At 53.4% G+C, this 17,735-nt stretch carries 13 protein-coding genes and 1 tRNA gene; 13 read left to right on the top strand and 1 reads right to left on the bottom strand.

The window, feature by feature from the left end; all coding sequences use genetic code 11:
• From DG177_RS15135 to DG177_RS15085, 11 genes are all read left to right on the top strand, one after another.
• Positions 1 to 204, top strand: a complete 204-nt coding sequence (locus DG177_RS15135; protein ID WP_108812246.1) for a bacteriocin — start codon at positions 1 to 3, stop codon at positions 202 to 204.
• Between the two features lie 13 nt (positions 205 to 217).
• Positions 218 to 418, top strand: a complete 201-nt coding sequence (locus DG177_RS15130) for a hypothetical protein (RefSeq protein ID WP_337658910.1) — start codon at positions 218 to 220, stop codon at positions 416 to 418.
• A complete protein-coding gene (locus DG177_RS15125) occupies positions 418 to 600 on the top strand; it encodes a hypothetical protein (RefSeq protein ID WP_108812244.1) in 183 nt (60 codons plus the stop codon). Before DG177_RS15130 ends, DG177_RS15125 begins: the two co-directional genes overlap by 1 nt.
• An 11-nt stretch (positions 601 to 611) precedes the next feature.
• Entirely contained in the window at positions 612 to 1,685 is a 1,074-nt protein-coding gene (locus tag DG177_RS15120) for a hypothetical protein (protein WP_337658909.1), read from the top strand.
• A 67-nt stretch (positions 1,686 to 1,752) separates the two neighbouring features.
• Positions 1,753 to 3,036 carry an NHLP bacteriocin system secretion protein gene (locus tag DG177_RS15115; protein ID WP_108812242.1) on the top strand — a complete coding sequence of 428 codons (1,284 nt, stop codon included), beginning with the start codon at positions 1,753 to 1,755 and terminating at the stop codon, positions 3,034 to 3,036.
• 9 nt (positions 3,037 to 3,045) lie between these two features.
• Entirely contained in the window at positions 3,046 to 5,196 is a 2,151-nt protein-coding gene (locus tag DG177_RS15110) for an NHLP family bacteriocin export ABC transporter peptidase/permease/ATPase subunit (protein ID WP_108812241.1), read from the top strand.
• 1 nt (position 5,197) lies between these two features.
• The gene (locus DG177_RS15105) at positions 5,198 to 7,723 is read left to right on the top strand and encodes an ATP-binding cassette domain-containing protein (protein ID WP_337658908.1); all 2,526 of its coding nucleotides are present in this window, start codon (positions 5,198 to 5,200) and stop codon (positions 7,721 to 7,723) included.
• A 3-nt stretch (positions 7,724 to 7,726) separates the two neighbouring features.
• Positions 7,727 to 8,242: a cyclic nucleotide-binding domain-containing protein gene (locus DG177_RS15100; RefSeq protein WP_108812239.1), complete on the top strand. Its 516-nt coding sequence runs from the start codon at positions 7,727 to 7,729 to the stop codon at positions 8,240 to 8,242.
• Between the two features lie 470 nt (positions 8,243 to 8,712).
• Positions 8,713 to 8,955 carry a DUF3489 domain-containing protein gene (locus DG177_RS15095; RefSeq protein ID WP_108812238.1) on the top strand — a complete coding sequence of 81 codons (243 nt, stop codon included), beginning with the start codon at positions 8,713 to 8,715 and terminating at the stop codon, positions 8,953 to 8,955.
• Positions 8,952 to 9,410 carry a DUF2924 domain-containing protein gene (locus DG177_RS15090; RefSeq protein WP_108812237.1) on the top strand — a complete coding sequence of 153 codons (459 nt, stop codon included), beginning with the start codon at positions 8,952 to 8,954 and terminating at the stop codon, positions 9,408 to 9,410. Before DG177_RS15095 ends, DG177_RS15090 begins: the two co-directional genes overlap by 4 nt.
• Positions 9,403 to 11,019 (top strand): recombinase family protein, encoded by a 1,617-nt coding sequence (locus tag DG177_RS15085; RefSeq protein ID WP_108812236.1) that lies wholly within the window; start codon positions 9,403 to 9,405, stop codon positions 11,017 to 11,019. The genes DG177_RS15090 and DG177_RS15085 overlap by 8 nt, the downstream gene beginning before the upstream one ends.
• Before the next feature lie 204 nt (positions 11,020 to 11,223).
• Here DG177_RS15085 and DG177_RS15080 read toward each other — a convergent pair.
• Positions 11,224 to 11,299 (bottom strand) — tRNA-Thr (locus DG177_RS15080).
• A gap of 217 nt (positions 11,300 to 11,516) precedes the next feature.
• Here DG177_RS15080 and DG177_RS15075 point away from each other — a divergent pair.
• Both DG177_RS15075 and DG177_RS15070 read left to right on the top strand, forming a co-directional pair.
• Complete coding sequence (locus DG177_RS15075) at positions 11,517 to 12,869, top strand: hypothetical protein (RefSeq protein ID WP_108812235.1); 1,353 nt, start codon at positions 11,517 to 11,519, stop codon at positions 12,867 to 12,869.
• A 182-nt stretch (positions 12,870 to 13,051) separates the two neighbouring features.
• On the top strand, positions 13,052 to 17,734 hold the full coding sequence (locus tag DG177_RS15070; protein ID WP_108812234.1) for an NAD-glutamate dehydrogenase domain-containing protein: 4,683 nt from the start codon (positions 13,052 to 13,054) through the stop codon (positions 17,732 to 17,734).
• The last annotated feature ends 1 nt before the right edge of the window (position 17,735 follow it).

Here is a 17,735-nt window from a genome sequence, read left to right as displayed (position 1 = left end):
ATGGTGACGGATAGAAAAAACGAAGAGCTTAATGAGGATGAACTGGATCAGGTGACTGGCGGCATGGCTGGCAGTGCGGCAATGAATAGTGGCGTTGTGAAAACCGCCAAACCTGGCTCAAAGATCCATGGCGGCGCAGAACCCAACGTTGGTATTCGCAAAAGTAAAGGAGTCGTCGCATCAGGCGGTGGCAACGGCATTTGAGAAGATCGAAGCTATGACAGGGAAAAAATTATCAAATGAGCTGAACGTGGAGGAGTTGGATCAAGTTTCCGGTGGAGTCCATGGTAGTGCGGCAATGAATAGTGGCATAGTGAAAACCGCTAAGCCCGGCTCCAAGATACACGGCACTGCACAACCCAATAGCGGCGTTCGCGCCAAACGGGTTGTCGCAGAAGGCGGCGGGAGTGGTATCTGATGGCCGACAAGAAAACTGAGGAACTGAGCGCGAAGCAGCTTGACCGAGTCTCCGGTGGTGCCGCGACCGAGGAGCTGTTTGGTGCCTACAGCGTTGTTGGAAACAGCAAGGGTGTCACAACGGGCGGAGCGAAAGCATCGCGTGATGTTGTGATCAAAGGCAAAAAGATTTTGCAGAACTGACGGTTTTTGTCTTGCACCTTTTGAACAGCATCGACGGCGCAATAGAGCATGTTCTGCTATTCGTGCCGGAACATGAAGCCCAAATTTTTTCGGCTGTTTATAGCGCGCTGATCAATAGCTTGCCGTCCAAAACGTCTGTGTCACTGTTGGTGCAAACGGGAGCAGAGGTAGGAATCGACTACTGGGACATTCCAGATAACCAGCGGGAACGGATGATCATATTGGACGCCGGGGATGCAGCCATGACAAGCTGGGCCTGTGACCTGTTTCTGGCAGGAGCAAAATCCGACGAACAGAAAATGCTGCTGGCAACACCCTCGATTGAACGCCGAGAGGATAACCGATTGCCGGCGCTCTTGGCGGAACATGGTTCGACGCCTATTGAATATGCCGCAGAACCGTTTGAAGCTGGTAATTTCCTGATCAGCGAAAATCATATCTTTGTCGGCGCTGATAGCGCAGTGATAGCGGAGCTGGAGCAAGACGGTCGCGAAATAGTCACTATTGACGCGCCCGATTGTCCGGCTGAAGAGCGCCGTTCGGTCCATCACGGTGACGAAAAATGGCAGGAAGTTTTTCACTATCATAACAAGCCGGAAACCCGGCAGCCGATCTTTCACATTGATATGTTCATGACCCCGGCCGGACCGGGTTCAGATGGCCGGGAACGAATATTGGTTGGTGATCCGGCTATGGCCGCGCAGATTTTGCATGATCCGCTGCATCCGCTAGCGCTGGCGGAAAGGTTTGATACTATCGCTGCGGACTTAAAGGCACGCGGTTTTGATGCCATCCGCAATCCGCTGCCCATGATCTACATGGACAATGTCGACGAACAAATGCGGATATGGTTCTATGCCAGTTCGAACAATCTTTTGGTGCAGTGTTCGGATGTCGAGGGAAATATCGTGTGGATGCCCGAATATGGCCATGATAACTGGCCTGAATTGACAAAAACTGATGAAGCCAATCGGGAGATTTGGACAAATTTGGGGTATGAAGTACGGATGATTCCGGACGGGCAAAGGCTTGCGGAAAATTTGGGAGGACTGCATTGTTTGACAAATGTGCTGAAACGTGGATGAATTCAGCAAGGAATTGAGGGGTTTATCACGGTAGGGTCGCACCAACCGGGGAGGCAGCGCCAGGCGCATGGCCAGACAGATTTTCAGGCAGGAAGCAATCGACCGGATGGCGAGTCCAGACCGGCTGGATCAACCATTGCGTCTCGTAAAGCCCACCAATTGGCTATTTCTGATCGTAACCGCTGTGATCATATTATTTGCGGTGATCTGGGGTTTTGTCGCCAGTGTACCGATAAAGGTCAATGCGCAAGGGATCATGATCGATTCCGCCGGACTGAGCGAAGTTGCGGTACAATATCAGGGACGCGTTGACGCGATACTCGTTGAACCCGGTGAAAAGGTACAGAAGGGTGATGTGATTGCGCGGCTAACCCGCGATAATCGTGAACGCGATATCCGGATTGCCGAAGCTGCCCTGCGCGATGCGCGGATGAAAGCCGGTGTTGCTGAATCGGTTTTTCGCCGGGGAGAAGGTCGACTGGGCGGGGCCGAAGCGCGTCAACTGGCATCGGTCAACGCCCGCATGGCCGAGTTGCGTCGTCAATTGGTGACGCGCGAAGAGACCGCCAATAACCTGCGTGGGCTAGTTGAACAAAATGCCGCAACCCGCGAAGAATTGATGAATGTGATTGCACTCAATGATTCCATCCGCGCCGATATGCGCAAGCTGGAACAGGAACGATTGCAGGTTGGTGTCGCAGCAGCACAGCGGCGTAATGGACGCGACCAGTCTCGGTTGGCGGACAACCAGCTGATCCAGGAACGACGCCGCGAGCTGGAAAAGCTGCGCGCCCAGACCGATGATGAGATATTAATTCGCGCACCACAATCAGGCCGCTTACTGGAACTGAAAGTCAATCCGGGCGATGTGCTCGCGCCGGGAGAGGCAATCGCGACAATCGATGCGCGTACCAACAGGGCTGCCGAAAAGGGCGGCTTTGACGCGGTGCTGTTCGTCCCTCCCGATGGAGGAAAACGCATCGATCCCGGTATGGTGGTAGAATTGGTTCCGACAACCACCGCCAAAGAAGTGTACGGCCATATCAAAGGTGAAGTAATCACGGCTGGTGCTCTTCCGGCGAGCCGGGAAGCCATGCGGAGATATCTGCAAAATGATCAACTGGTTGAGCAACTATCCGCCACCGCCCCGCCGATTGAGGTCAAGGTTCGGCTGGAACGCACCAATAATCCCAGTGGTTTTCGCTGGTCATCTTCTAGCGGGCCCGAGCGCCCGGTGACCAAGGGGACGATGTTGGCCGGTAAGATCGTGGTCGAACAAAAAGCCATGATCGATGTGGTTCTGCCCGGAGTGCGCAATCGGATTAGTCATAGCTTGTCAGGGGCTGAGTAAGTCGGCCCGATGAACTTTTTCAGAAAGAAACCCCCACGAACGCCTACCATCCTGCAGATGGAAGCAGCAGAATGTGGTGCGGCATCTTTGGCTATGATTTTAGGGACTTATGATCGTTACGTTCCGTTGGAAGAACTGCGCGGGGAATGCGGTATTTCGCGTGATGGGGCAAAGGCCTCCAACATTCTAAAAGCTGCGCGTAAATATAATCTGGAAAGCAAGGGACTGAAAGTTGAACCAGAAAATCTGGAGGATCTAAATTTCCCGATCATTGCTTTTGTCAATTTCAACCACTTCCTGGTCGTCGAAGGCATTGTAGATGGTGAAGTTTACATCAACGACCCCGCATCGGGTCATCGCACCGAGCCGATGGAGGAATTTGCGCTCGGCTATACCGGGGTAGTGCTGACCTTCGCGCCAACGGAAGATTTTGTCAGAGGCGATGACCGACCTTCCATGTTTGTCTCACTAATCAACCGTGTCGAAGACTATCGCGGCGGATTGCTGTTCATTTTTCTGGTCAGCCTGGCTCTGGTGGTGCCGGGGATTGTCATTCCCTTCTTCACGCAAATCTTTGTCGATTATGTTCTTGTCCGGTCGCTTGATGACTGGCTGTGGCCGCTATTGATAGGAATGACGATAACCGCCGTGCTTCGATTTGGTTTGATCGCATTGCAAGAAATTTCTCTGGTCCGGCTGGGCGCCGAGATGAAAGGCAGGACAGGCTTCCAATTACTCCAGCATATGATCCGGCTGCCAATAAATTTTTTCGAACAACGCTTTACTGGTGAGATTGCCGACCGCGTCCGGCTCAACGAAGGATTGGTGAGCCTCTTATCTGAACAGATGATTCAGGCGGCGATCAACCTGCTCCTTGCGATCTTCTACTTGATCGTTTTGCTCTATTTTAGCGTGCCGTTGACACTGATCATCGTTGGCCTTGCCAGTCTCAATATCGCCATTTTGCTCTACACAACCGCAACCATTGCCGAGAAATACCGCAAGGTTTCAATCGATCAAGGCAAGCTGATGGGTGCCCGGATTGCAGGGCTCAAGGATATTGAAACCTACAAAGCATCCGGCGGCGAGAATATGCTATTTACCCGCTGGACTGGGCTGCAGGCGAAGACGATCAATGGCGTGCAAGAGGCGACCGCCGTACAGGTATGGACCGGGCCGGTACCAGCCCTGCTCTCGACCTTCATCATGCTGACGACCCTGATTGGCGGCGGTTATATGGTGATGCAGGGCAATTTCACTCTAGGTGAGCTGGTCGCCTATCAGGCACTGGCGATGAGCTTTTCAGGACCGATCACCGCACTGGCCTCCTTTGGCTCGGAATTGCAGCAATTGCGCACATTTCTGGGGCGCCTTGATGATACACTGGACCAGCAGGTTGATCCGGCGTTTGAAGGGGAGGAAATCGTTGATATTGATAGGTTACCCAAAGGATCAGTGCGGCTGGTGGAGGCCAGCTTTGGCTACAATCCCCTTGATCCACCACTGATCGATAGTCTTTCTATAGACATCGCGCCAGGTCAGCGGATCGCACTCGTTGGGGCCTCCGGATCTGGTAAATCAACGGTAGGCAAAATGATCGGCGGGTTGGTCGATCTACAAGCCGGACAGATAGAGATTGACGGACGGGCGAGGCGACAATGGCCGCGCCATGTGCTGGCTTCCCGGCTTGCCTTCGTTCGGCAGGATGTCATGCTGTTCAACGGCACAGTGCGCGACAATCTATCGCTTTGGGACAAGAGCATCGGCGATGTGGATATGATTCAGGCCGCGACAGACGCTGCGATTCACGACCGGATCATGGCCTGGCCAGGCGGTTATGAAGCGCCGATTGCATCCGGTGCGACCAATATCTCAGGGGGTGAAAAACAGCGCCTCGAGATTGCCCGGGCGCTGGCCACTAATCCGTCAGTCATCATCCTGGATGAAGCGACCAGTGCGCTTGACCCGGTTTCCGAATTTGAGGTGATGGAGGCAATCCGACGGCGCGGGTTGACCTGCATCGTGATTGCGCATCGGCTTTCGACCATTCGTGATTGCGATGAAATCATCGTCCTAGACCGCGGTCAGATTATCGAACGCGGAACGCATAGCGGCCTGCTCCAGGAAGAGGGTGCCTATGCCCGTCTGCTGGAGGCGTGAGATGAGTGATGCAATGATTCACTTTGGTGACGGGCACAAACAGAAGCCGTGTTTTGATGTTGGACCGCCGCTGATTTGTGATCGCGATGGCTTACCGTTTCAAATTGCTAAAGGAGAGGCGGAACTTTATCTGCGATCTTCCACCGGGCAGTATTTTCTATCACAAGTCAAAGATGGTGAGGCCATTTTTCCGGCTGCCTCGCCAAACGCCCATTTTGTTCTGATTGTCCGGAAACCGCTCACACTGGAACAGGTGGAGGATCGCGATGGCGAAGACGCCGTAGCACAATGGAAATCACTAGTGACTTCGTCCCTTGGCGAAACGATTGATCCGGAAATGTCGCTGTCCATTGCTGATTTCAATCAAGCGTTGGAGCAAGCGCTTACGACAGGGGCGATGCAGCGCGATGCGGAAGAATTGGAGCGCCTACGCAGAACCAGGGCGGTGGTTGATACTGTTCATGAAAGCGATATCGCCGCCACGCAGCCCTTGTCAGAGGCGATCCACAACTGCGCAAAAGCACTTGATGTTCATTCCGATTCACCGCCATCATTTAGAAATGGACACGAGTTTGACGATGCGCCGGCTGTGGCACGTCAATTTGGGCTGTCTTCCCGGTCCGTTACCCTGACCGGGGACTGGTATGAACATGATCAGGGACCATTATTGCTGCAATTTGCAGAGACCGGAGCGGTTGCCAATGCGATTTGGATTAAGGGGTGTTACCAGACCGCAGGCGGCTGGCCAATCGACACCGATAACAAAACCGATTTCAACCAGCATGCTTACATTCTGTCAGCCCCGTTGCCAGAGGACGTTACCGGCTTCTGGGCGCTGGCCAAATTTGTTATTCGCGGAAATCTCGACGAGTTTCGTAGCATCGCATTGGCGGCAACCCTGGTTGGCTTTCTTGGCATTATAACCCCGCTTGCTACCGGATGGATATTAAGCGATCTGGCACCCGCTGGAGAGATGGCCTTGCTGATAGGCGTCGGAGCCGGATTGGTACTCGCAGCATTGGTGACATTTGCACTATCAGCAATCCGCGCCATCGCGGTTAGCCGAATTCAGGGGAAAACCGGTTCCCGACTGGCCACTGCCCTGTTTGATCGTTTGCTGAGATTGCCCACTTCGTTCTTCCGCGAATATACTGCGGGGGATCTCAACCAGCGGCTCTCAGGGATTGACGGTATGCGGTCTCTGATTCTTTCCATCGCCTTGTCCGCTGGTCTGTCGGTAGTATTTTCTATCTTCTATTTCTTCGTCTTGGCTTTCTACGATCTCCGTCTCGCTTTCATTTCGGTTCTGTTGATCACCGTCTACATCCTGATCGTAGTCGTGACCCGTGCGCTCCAAATGCCTCTGGTTCGCGAAGCATTGGCGCTGGATGGTAATCTGGCCGAAGTCAGCTTCGAAATGATTAGTGCCGTTGCGAAACTCCGCACTGCCGCTGCTGAAGACCGGGCCTTGTCGCGCTGGGCAGACCTTTATGGGCAAGAGCGGGATCTGGAACGCCGTGCCGGGATCATCACCGGCTATTCTGCGGCTACCTCTGACAGTTGGCAAACTTTGACCCAGGTGATCCTGTTTGGCTCAGTAGCAATTCTAGCAAAGGATGCACTGGAACCAGGCATGTTCATCGCGTTCCTTGTCGCTTTCGGATCGTTCCAGGGGGCCTTTGTCAGCCTCTCTTCACAGCTGATTGAACTCTATGCAGCCCAGCCGCAGATCGACCGCGCTCTACCCATATTGCAAGCTCCGGTGGAACTGTCAGTAAACAAGGCTGATCCGGGCATATTGCAGGGCGGCATCAGCGTGAAAGATGTCACTTTTGCCTATGGTGAAGGACTGGCACCGGTGCTGTCCGGTATATCGCTGGATATTGACGTCGGTGCGCATGTTGCCATCGTCGGTGGCTCGGGTTCGGGGAAATCCACTTTGCTCAGGCTTTTGCTCGGCTTTGAAACACCGGGCAAAGGTTCGATTTTTTACGATGACCAAAACCTAGTCGAACTGGATACCGCACGCGTACGCTCGCAAATCGGTGTGGTCATGCAATCCAGCTCGCTTTTCGCTGGCTCGATCATCGACAATATTCGCGGGGCCCATGACGCGGGTCTGGAACAATGTATGGCCGCCGCAGCCAGTGCCGGACTGGCGTCCGATCTCGACTATTTCCCGATGGGCATTCACACCCCGATTACGGAGGGCGCAGCGGTGCTATCGGGCGGTCAACGGCAACGCATCCTGATCGCGCGTTCACTTGTGTCACAGCCCAATCTGCTGTTTTTCGACGAGGCCACCAGCGCGTTGGATAATGCCAGTCAAGCACAGATCGCCGCTACGCTGGACGCCCTTGCCGTCACCCGGATAACCATTGCCCACCGACTTTCAACAATCGAAAATGCCAACAAGGTTTTCGTGCTCGAGAAGGGCAAGATTGCCGAACAGGGAAGCTATGAAGAGTTAATGGCGATGGATGGCAGCTTTGCCTCGCTCGCGAAACGTCAGTTGATGGAGGAATAGGATATGCGAAAATCCTTGTATATTTTGGGCGATCTGACCGAGGAAGATGTGCTCGCGCTTTCAAAATTGGGTAAGATTGTCGAAGCCAGTCCCGGAGACAATCTCATCCGGGCAGGTGTAAAAGTCAACGCGCTCTATTTTGTAACGCAGGGCGCAATGGAAGTCCGCCTGAGCAACGGCACAACAGTTGCCTCACTTGGCATCGGTGATGTCGCCGGCGAAATGTCTTTTGTCGAGAGTCGCCCGCCGGAGACCGATGTGGTGGCGGCGGAGTCATGCCGCCTGCTGGCCGTGCCGCGAGAAGCCCTGACCCGCGAACTGGAACAGAATACGTCCTTTGCTGCGCGCTTTTACAAGGCGCTGGCAACTTTCTTGTCTGACCGTCTGCGCACGACAACCACACTGGCCGCAGGGGGCGGCATTGCGGATGACGAACTGGACGAGCGATTGCTCGATATGGTGCATGTCGCCGGCGACCGAATGCTTCGATTGATCGAATTGATGGATAAGGGCGCGTAGATTTCTTTTTTGGTTCAGATACCTGGAGAGTAATGTCAGATCAGCGTCGAATTTGTGACATGAGACACAACGGCAAAATAGTATATCGCCTAGAGATGAACCTGCCAGCGATCAGAGATGAAGATTGTCGTGACCTAAGATCAGTGAAAGATTTCTAGGCAGAGGATGACCGGTGTCCGCTTTTGCGCCCAAAGCAGCCAGAACCAGACCGTCTGCCACCGGCCCAGTTGCTGTCGTTAAAAACGACCTTAGCTAATGTCCGCTTTCGGGATAAAGCGAACTCCATTGGAATGTCCGAAATTGGGCCGCAAAGCAGCCATAATATGACTATTCGACTGGACTTCGATGCTTAACTGAGCATTGCTGTTCGTGTCGCGACAATCGTGACGAAACGCCGCCCGCTATACAGCGATCCGCGGCCTGGGTCAGTGGAAGCGCTGGATCCTCCAGTGCCAAACTGGAGAACCCCAATGAGCAAAGTCAAAACGAAGCCACAATCAAAGTCCGACCGCGTCAAACAGCTATTGGCGCGTGCTAAAGGCGCTTCAATTGAGGAAATCAGCGAGGCTACCCAATGGCAAGCGCATAGCGTTCGATCCTTCCTTACCGGCCTGCGCAAGAGGGGTTTTATTTTGGTTCGTGAGCAACGCGGCGATGAAGGATCAGCTTATCGCATCACGTCTGGCCCATCCGCCAAGGAAGCATCCCGATGAGCGATTTGGACACTCGGCTGGAAGAACTGGCCACTATGCCTCCAGCCCAGCTCCGCTCGATGTGGCGAGATGTGTTCCGTAAACCCGTTCCGGAAATCCCACCCGATCTCCTGCGGCGATCCATAGCTTGGCGATTGCAGGAGAGGGTTCACGGTGGACTGACGCCAGCTGTCAAAAAACAAATCGCCCGGCTACAAAAACAACTCGCAAAATCAAACGGCGCGGGAACGCTGCCGGACATCGCACTCAAGCCAGGAACGATGCTTGTCCGTACTTGGAAGGGCAAAAGCTATCATGTGCTCGTTGGTGAGGACGGCTTTGAATATGATGGCAGGCAGTTTCGAAGCCTTAGCCAGATTGCGGAAGAGATCACTGGTGCCCATTGGTCTGGTCCGCGTTTCTTCGGGCTGAAGAAGCGCAGCGGCTTCAAACCAAAGGCGTTGATCAATGTCTGAAGCAAAGAAGAAAACCCGCTGCGCGATCTATACCCGCAAATCGACAGAGGATGGACTGGAGCAGGATTTCAATAGTCTGGATGCTCAGCGTGAGGCCTGTGCTGCATATATCTTGAGCCAAACCCATGAGGGCTGGGAAGGTAGTTCAGAGCTTTACAATGATGGCGGCTTTAGCGGCGGCTCTATGGAAAGGCCCGGGCTTAAACAGCTTCTGCAAGATGTGAAGGCTGGCAGAGTTGATGTCATTGTTGCTTACAAAGTGGACCGGTTGACCCGGAGCCTCGCAGACTTCGCAAAGATTGTGGAAATCCTTGATGAGCATGAAGCAAGCTTCGTGAGCGTTACCCAGTCATTCAATACGACGACCAGCATGGGGAGGCTGACATTGAATGTCCTGCTTTCCTTCGCCCAGTTTGAACGCGAGGTTACTGGTGAACGCATCCGCGACAAGATTGAGGCCTCGAAGAAGAAGGGGATGTGGATGGGAGGTCCGGTTCCGCTTGGATATGACCTTGAGGACCGCAAGTTGATTGTGAACGCCCAAGAAGCAGAAACCGTCCGCCACCTGTGCCAGCGATATACCGAACTTCGTTCTTTGACCCAGTTGGTCGATGAACTCGCCGCCCAAGGATATCGAACCAAAAAGCGCAAGTACAAGGATGGCAGGATTGTTGGTGGCATTGCGTTCCGCACGGGGTCACTTGCCCAGCTACTCAAAAACCCGATTTACGCTGGCAAGGTCCGTCACAACGAGAACATCTATGATGGTGAACATGACGCTATCATTGACCAGCCATTGTTCGATGAGGTGCAAGCCATCTTTGCAACCAATCGAAGAGACAATGCTATGGGCAAGAAAGCAAAGAACCCCAGCCTACTCGCTGGCCTGATAACCGACCCAAGCGGCCGGCCCATGACCCCAACTCATGCTTGCAAGGGAGCGAAGCGATTCCGCTATTATGTATCGCGCCTTGCACCGGAAGATCACAAGAACAGCGTCTGGAGATTGCCGGCTGGAGAAGTTGAGCGGCTTGTCACAGACACACTCGCTAATGCGATCTCGAGAGCTCAATCAACATCCCATGAGGCTCAAGTCATCCAAAACCACATCGCCGTGAATCTGGAAATCGCTGATCGACTAAGTAACGGGACTGTTCCCCAAAAGCGCAAGATTTTGATGGATCTTAAAGGTAAAGTGCAAATCCGAGAGGAACAGATCATCGTCAGCTTCCAGATGTCGGATGACGCAGACGGAAGCGAAATTCGCGTCGATGCAAAACTGGCAAAACAGGGCAAGGATTTGAAACTTACCGTTCCGGCCACCGGAACAAACATTAAGCCTGCAACTGATCCGACATTGCAAAAACTGGTCGCGCAAGCGTTCGCAGCACAGGACCTGCTGCTCCACGGCAAAGAAAATCCAGCACTTGCCAACTACAGTCGCAGGTATTTGGGGCAGCTGGTTCGTATCTCTTGGCTGGCACCGGATATCATTGCTTCCATCATGGATGGCACTCAGCCCGTTGATCTTACCGGCCGCAAACTGACCCGCGCCAACGCGATTCCGCTGGATTGGCCAAGTCAGCGAAAAATGTTCGGGTTCGCCTGACTTTCTGTTTAAAACCACCATGTGCATCTGACAGCCACGAAATGGCCCTCTGAGACGATAGGCTATGTTGGCGCTGTTCAGCGACTGACAAACGGTCTCTGGCAGCTGCCCCCGCCCATGGGGCCCGTGTAAGCTACTAATAAATAGCGTAAATTTGTGCTTTCAAAGGCACAAAACCGCAACAGCTAAAAATCGGGAAATGCGTGGTGCCGCTTAGAGGACTCGAACCTCTGACCCCATCATTACGAATGATGTGCTCTACCATCTGAGCTAAAGCGGCTATCAACAAAAAGGACCGCGCTTTGCCGGGCCGAGATGTTAACGGTCGCGCCTTTAACAGCCGGTTGGGCTTGTGACAAGCCTGACCGCGTCTTTTGACGAATCACGTGCACCATTTTCCCCTCAGCCGGCAGGAGAAATGTTCAGAATATTTACCAGATATTTACCATGGCTGCTGCAAAACGGGTTTGAAACACGTAGCACTAGTAGGATTAGGCATGGAAAATCTTCGCAATTCTGATGAAAATAGCGGTTTGGGCGGCAGTCTGGACCCTGATTACATCGCATATGAAGATCAGGATGTGACGCACGAAGCGCCGCCAGCAATTGGCCAGGATGAGCGCCGCATGCATGTGCGAGCGTATAATTTCTGGGCTGGACTGCTTGGTGATCGTCAATTTCCCAGCGTGGAAGACCTCGATCCCGAATCAGACGTTGATTTCGGCCCCAATAGTGTTTTGCTTGATTTTACCAACGGCGTAGAAAACCCATCGATCCAGTTTCTTGGCACATCATTGCGCAAGGAATGTGAGCTTGACGACAGCATAACCACGATCGACCAGGTCCCGGCACGCTCTCTTCTGTCACGGATCACCGACCATTATCTTCAGATTATCGCCAATCAGGCGCCAATCGGATTTGAGGCCGAGTTTGTAAATCAACGCGGTACAACGATTATGTATCGCGGCATATTGCTGCCTTTTTCCACCGATGATGACACGATTGATTTCATCTACGGCGTGATCAACTGGAAAGAAGTTGCCGCAGATGAATTTGCCAAGGAACTGGAAGACCAGGTTGCAGAAGCGATGCGCTCGGCTCCGGCAAAAACCGAAACCGGACCAATCTGGGCCGACGGACCGACTTCAACCCAATTGGAATTAACTGCTGAAGATGCAGCAGCTGCTACTGCGGCTCTGGTTGGCGGTGATCATATCGACCTGGAAGATATCAGCGACCAACCCGGCGAAGATGCGAGCCTTGCTGACTGGCTGGTTGCAGCGCGCAGCAGCGCAGATAACGCGGCGCATAGCGAACAACGCAGTCGTGCAGCACTCTACACGGCCATTGGCCAGGCCTATGATTTCTATCTGATGACCGAAGCGCATCCCGATGACTATGCAATGCTATTGGCAGACTCGGGTCTCAAGGCACAGGAACGTGCGCCCATGACGCCGATCGTCAAATTGGTATTTGGTGCCCATTATGACAAAACGCGGTTGACCGAATATGCCGCTGCTCTGCGATTTGCCAAGCAAGCGAATATCGAAAAAGGGACGTTCGCTGACTATCTTGAAAATCATGAAGGCGGCCTCAAGGCAATTGTCTATGCAGAGCGGGACGCACGCAAGCCCAAGCAGAAACTGTCTGACGCCGTTGATCGGCAAGACGATGTCCTGGAACGGCTGCGTAATGCCCCAAGCCGGCAATTGACCGATATTGAAACCGGTGATGCCGAGTTTGTGGTTCTCGTCGCACGGCGCGATGATAGTGGACAACTGGCCATCGTTGGACCAGTTCTGGGCGACCAGAAACTGACCGACAAGGTTTTGCAAAACACCAGCGTTTAAAGCCACTTCCCAGAAGTTTATTCGCCTTTCGGATATCTAGTTGCAGATGTAACTATTATATCACGCCCGCATCGTAATTCGTCTTTCCCAATCGGAATAGGCGTCGAACGCTCTTGAGCCTTGCCCATATTGCGCGCATAACCCTGAAGAGTCTTATCCGGACTGATACTTTTGGGGGAACCATGACTGGTAGCCGCGACACCAAGGCAGCAAAGACGACCACCTCAACGGCCGATAAAAAACTGGAGAAAAGGCTGGTCACAGCTTTTCTGGAAAGCGCACTGCCGGGCGAGAATATTGGTTTTGACGACAAAGCCTGTAAAGAGGCGGTTAAATTTGCCCTGAATACCGGTCTGCATCGGAACAGCGCAGAGACAGCGCTCCATCTTGAAAGTGTTATCAGTGCAAATGGCAGAAGGCATCTGCGTCTTGCTATCATCAATGATGACATGCCTTTCCTGGTCGACTCTGTTTGCGCAACTATTGCAGGCTTCGGCTTGAATATCGAGCGGCTGATCCATCCCATTGTCGGTGTAAAACGTGATGCCAAGGGGAAGCTCAAGGCGATTTACGATGATCCGGAGAGCGGCGAAAAACGAGAGTCGATCATCTACATCGAACTGGAGCGCGCAGATGCCAGGTTGCGACGTGCATTGGAAAAATCACTGCATGAGAACTTGCGCGATGTTGCCGCTGCGGTCAGCGACTGGCTGAAACTGCAGGTCGCCCTTCGCGAAGATGCGGACAGCATGCCGGAAGGAGAAGGCACGGCCTTATTACACTGGTTCCTGGACCGCAATTTCACCTTGTTGGGCCATGAAACGATCAACAAGAAAGGCGAGCGCACAAAAAAACTGGGCATATCCAGAATGCGCGACAAACCAACGCTTTCCAGAGAAAGCCAGAAGCGGGCCTTTGCCTGGTTCAAAAAAGGTGGCAAAGCGCCGCTAATCATTAAGTCTAACCAGGTCTCCACTGTTCATCGGCACGTCCTGATGGATTTGATTATCGTTCCGGTTCGCAAGGACAATGCGTTAACTGGCCTCTCTCTGACGTCCGGTTTATGGACAAGTGCGGCTCTCGCGGCACCGCCCGAGAAGGTACCATTTCTGCGCACACAAATGACCCGGTTGTTTGACAAATTCGAATTTTCACCTTCCGGGCATGCGGGCAAGTCACTCACCCACGCGCTGACCGCCCTACCCCACGATCTTCTCATCACATTTCAGCAAGAATATCTCGAAAAACTAGCGTTAATCTCGATGTCCCTGATTGACCGACCCCGGCCCAAATTGCACAGTGTGATGTCGCCGCTAAACCGCCACCTGCTCGCTTTTATCTGGCTGCCGCGCGAACAATTGTCGACTGCTCGGCGAGAGAATATTCAAGCTTTGCTGACCGAGGCCACTGGCGCCAAGATATTGAGTTGGTCCAACACCTTGGGTGAAGGTGGAATTTCTTCGCTGCGCTACATTCTCGATATGGGGGCGAACAGTAAGATACCCGATCCGGATGCGCTTGATCATCAGCTCGAGAATATGATCCGTGGCTGGCGACCCGAGGTCGAGAGCCATCTCAGCGAGTTTGTTCCCGACAATCGAGCAGCAGTTTTGGCGCAGCGTTATGCAGACTGTTTCCCCGGCACCTACCAATCAACTTATGGTGCGCAAGAAGCGGCCCGCGACATCATGCGTCTCTTCCAACTGGAACGCGGTGGTCAGAAATCAACCCGGCTGTACCAACTGGACAGCGATGACGACAATATGCTGCGGCTGAAAATATATCATCTTGGCGGCGTATTGCCTCTCTCCGATGCGGTTCCCACGTTAGAGAATTTCGGTTTTTCTGTTCTCGAAGAAATGCCAACACCGCTCGACGATGGCGGGCTTGGCTATATTCATGACTTTCAGCTGGTTCTGCGCAATCCCGAAGCCCGCGATGATCTGGTGGCGCGCGCGGCCGAGATACAGGATGCGATAACCGAAGTGCTCGAGGGCGCAGCGGAAAATGACAGCTTTAACCAGTTGATCACGGCGGCCGGAATCAGCGCCCAAGCGACGGTTTGGATCAGAGCATGGTTCCGCTATCTGCGGCAAACGGGCCTGAGCTATGGGCTGATCACCGTGGTTGAAGCGTTGGCCGAGGCCACCGATGTTACGCGCGCTATGATCCGACTGTTCGAAGCATTGCACGATCCGGATTTCAGTGGTGACCGTAAAAATGCTATTGCGAACGCGACAAAAGCAATTGGATCCGGTCTCGCTAAAGTCGATGGAATTGACGATGATCGGATTTTACGCCTCGTCCAATCGGTCATCAATTCTATTTTGCGCACCAATGCCTTTACCGCAAAGACCGGCGGAGCCCTGGCGTTCAAAATAGAAAGCGCAAAAATACCCGACCTTCCCGCTCCCGTGCCGTGGCGCGAGATATTTGTATATAGTCCGCGCGTCGAAGGCATTCACTTGCGCGCGGGACCTGTCGCACGCGGCGGCCTGCGCTGGTCCGACCGGCGCGATGATTTCCGGACCGAAATATTGGGCCTCATGAAAGCGCAGCGTGTAAAAAACGCGGTCATTGTTCCAACCGGAGCCAAAGGTGGCTTCTACGCCAAACATCTACCAACGGGTGATGATCGTGATGCGTTTATCGCAGAGGGCGTTGCATCCTATAAGATATTCATTCGGGCCCTATTGTCGATCACCGACAATATCAAAGATGGTGCAGTCGTGCCGCCGGAGAATGTTGTGCGGCTTGACGAAGATGATCCCTATTTCGTCGTCGCAGCGGACAAAGGAACCGCCAGTTTTTCCGATATTGCAAACGCGATCGCGACCGAGAATGGATTCTGGCTGGGGGATGCATTCGCCAGCGGCGGCAGCAATGGATATGACCATAAAGCAATGGGAATAACCGCACGCGGTGCCTGGGTCTCGGTCCAGCGACACTTTGCCGAAATGGGTATCGACGTTCAAAAAGAACCGGTTTCTGTAATTGGTGTTGGAGACATGTCGGGTGATGTCTTTGGCAACGGTATGCTTTTGTCCAAGACGCTGCGCGTCGTTGCAGCCTTCGATCACCGTCATATTTTTATCGACCCAGACCCCGATCCGGCCAAAAGCTGGAAAGAACGCAAGCGCCTCTTCGACTTGCCGCGTTCAAGTTGGGATGACTATGACAAAAGCCTGATATCAAAAGGCGGTGCGGTTTTTTCCCGCCATTCCAAGAAGCTCAATATCAACAAGACCATTGCTACTCTTGTCGGTTTGGATGGTGAAAAAGAAGTCACACCGTCAAGACTGATCTCGGCAATTCTGGCCAGTAATACCGATCTGCTATGGTTTGGCGGCATCGGCACTTACATCAAGGCATCAAGTGAGAACCATATCGAAGTGGGTGACCCGTCCAATGACAGCATTCGCATTGACGCCAATCAGTTACGGGTCAAGGTCATTGGCGAAGGTGCCAATCTGGGCATTACCCAGGCCGGACGTATTGCATTTGCCGAACGCGGTGGGCGGATCAATACCGACTTCATTGACAATAGTGCGGGCGTGGACTGTTCGGACAACGAAGTGAACATCAAAATTGCCCTCAATGCGTCTATGGCGAACGGAAAGATAAAATCAGCCGCACGCAATACGCTTCTTGAAAAGATGACCGATTCCGTCGGCGAGTTGGTCCTGGAGGATAACCGGCTGCAAGCGCTTGGTCTCTCCATCGCTGAAATGGGCGGTAAAAAGACGCTGCCATCCTGTATTCGCCTGATCGAGAATTTCGAGGGTAAGGGCCAATTGGACCGCGCGGTTGAAGGCCTGGCTTCCAACGAGGACCTGATGCGCCGAGCGCAGGATAATCGCGGACTGTTCCGCCCCGAACTAGCGGTCTTGATATCGACGGCAAAGCTCGCACTGCAGGACGCCATCGAGAACAGCAATTTGAGCGCCGATTCTGGCATGGATAGCGAGCTGGTCGACGCCTTTCCTGGCGGGATGCAAAACAAGCATAAAACGGCAATTCTGAACCACCAGTTGCGCAAGGAAATTATTGCGACAAAAGTTGCCAACCGGATGATCAACCGGCTTGGCCTAATCGACCCGTTTGAACTTGCTGAAGAGGAAGGTTGTTCTCTGGGTGAAGTTGCGGCGGCCTTTGTCATGGTCGAGCGCCTGTTCCAAGCTGACAAGCTATGGGTCTCGCTCGAAGAGGCGAAAATCGGTGAAGACATCCGCCTGCTGTTATTTGATAGGTTCGCCTATGTGCTTAGGTCCCATATGGCAGATCTGATGCGTATCGGCCTTGCCAATGGAGCGGTTGACGATGCAGTGGAAATGCTGGCTCCTGGTATCAGAGCGCTGGACGAAAAAGTTGATAGCCTGATCACTGCTGAGGGGCAGGCTGAGGCCGCCAAGCAGACCGGACTGTTGATCGAAGCCGGAGCTACGAGCGAAATCGCTCAAAAGATGGCCAATATCTATAAGAATGACGGTGCAGCCGGGATCGCATTTCTTGCGAAAATTCGCGAAATTGATGCGGTCGAGGTTGCTGCTGCCTTTACCAAGCTTGGCAGCCTCCTCGGGTTGGATTGGGCACAGATGACAGCGACGCGGATCAATCCTTCCGATCCGTGGGACCGTTTGCTGGTCGCCGGTCTGGCACGCGATTTCCAACAGATGCGGCTCGACTTCCTCAGACGGGCGCGCAGCAAGGATATGGATCAATTTCTCGAAAGTTGGGTTGATAAAAATGCCGAACGAGTTGCGCAATTCCGGGATATTGTTGACCGCGCCCAACTGTCGTCACGGCCATCGATTGCGATGCTCGCCCAGATCGCAGGTCAGGCCAGAATATTGCTAACGCGCTAGG

The organism is Sphingorhabdus sp. Alg231-15, from assembly GCF_900149705.1.
GTDB lineage: Bacteria > Pseudomonadota > Alphaproteobacteria > Sphingomonadales > Sphingomonadaceae > Parasphingorhabdus.
This window is presented reverse-complemented; position numbering and strand designations above follow the sequence as displayed.

What these genes read in the sequence shown, in the direction of transcription:
- DG177_RS15075 (WP_108812235.1), top strand. Translation starts at nt 11,517, where the DNA reads ATGGAAAATCTTCGCAATTCTGATGAAAATAGCGGTTTGGGCGGCAGT.
- DG177_RS15130 (WP_337658910.1), top strand. Translation starts at nt 218, where the DNA reads ATGACAGGGAAAAAATTATCAAATGAGCTGAACGTGGAGGAGTTGGAT.
- DG177_RS15115 (WP_108812242.1), top strand. Translation starts at nt 1,753, where the DNA reads ATGGCCAGACAGATTTTCAGGCAGGAAGCAATCGACCGGATGGCGAGT.
- DG177_RS15105 (WP_337658908.1), top strand. Translation starts at nt 5,198, where the DNA reads ATGAGTGATGCAATGATTCACTTTGGTGACGGGCACAAACAGAAGCCG.
- DG177_RS15070 (WP_108812234.1), top strand. Translation starts at nt 13,052, where the DNA reads ATGACTGGTAGCCGCGACACCAAGGCAGCAAAGACGACCACCTCAACG.
- DG177_RS15085 (WP_108812236.1), top strand. Translation starts at nt 9,403, where the DNA reads ATGTCTGAAGCAAAGAAGAAAACCCGCTGCGCGATCTATACCCGCAAA.
- DG177_RS15135 (WP_108812246.1), top strand. Translation starts at nt 1, where the DNA reads ATGGTGACGGATAGAAAAAACGAAGAGCTTAATGAGGATGAACTGGAT.
- DG177_RS15100 (WP_108812239.1), top strand. Translation starts at nt 7,727, where the DNA reads ATGCGAAAATCCTTGTATATTTTGGGCGATCTGACCGAGGAAGATGTG.
- DG177_RS15090 (WP_108812237.1), top strand. Translation starts at nt 8,952, where the DNA reads ATGAGCGATTTGGACACTCGGCTGGAAGAACTGGCCACTATGCCTCCA.
- DG177_RS15110 (WP_108812241.1), top strand. Translation starts at nt 3,046, where the DNA reads ATGAACTTTTTCAGAAAGAAACCCCCACGAACGCCTACCATCCTGCAG.
- DG177_RS15125 (WP_108812244.1), top strand. Translation starts at nt 418, where the DNA reads ATGGCCGACAAGAAAACTGAGGAACTGAGCGCGAAGCAGCTTGACCGA.
- DG177_RS15095 (WP_108812238.1), top strand. Translation starts at nt 8,713, where the DNA reads ATGAGCAAAGTCAAAACGAAGCCACAATCAAAGTCCGACCGCGTCAAA.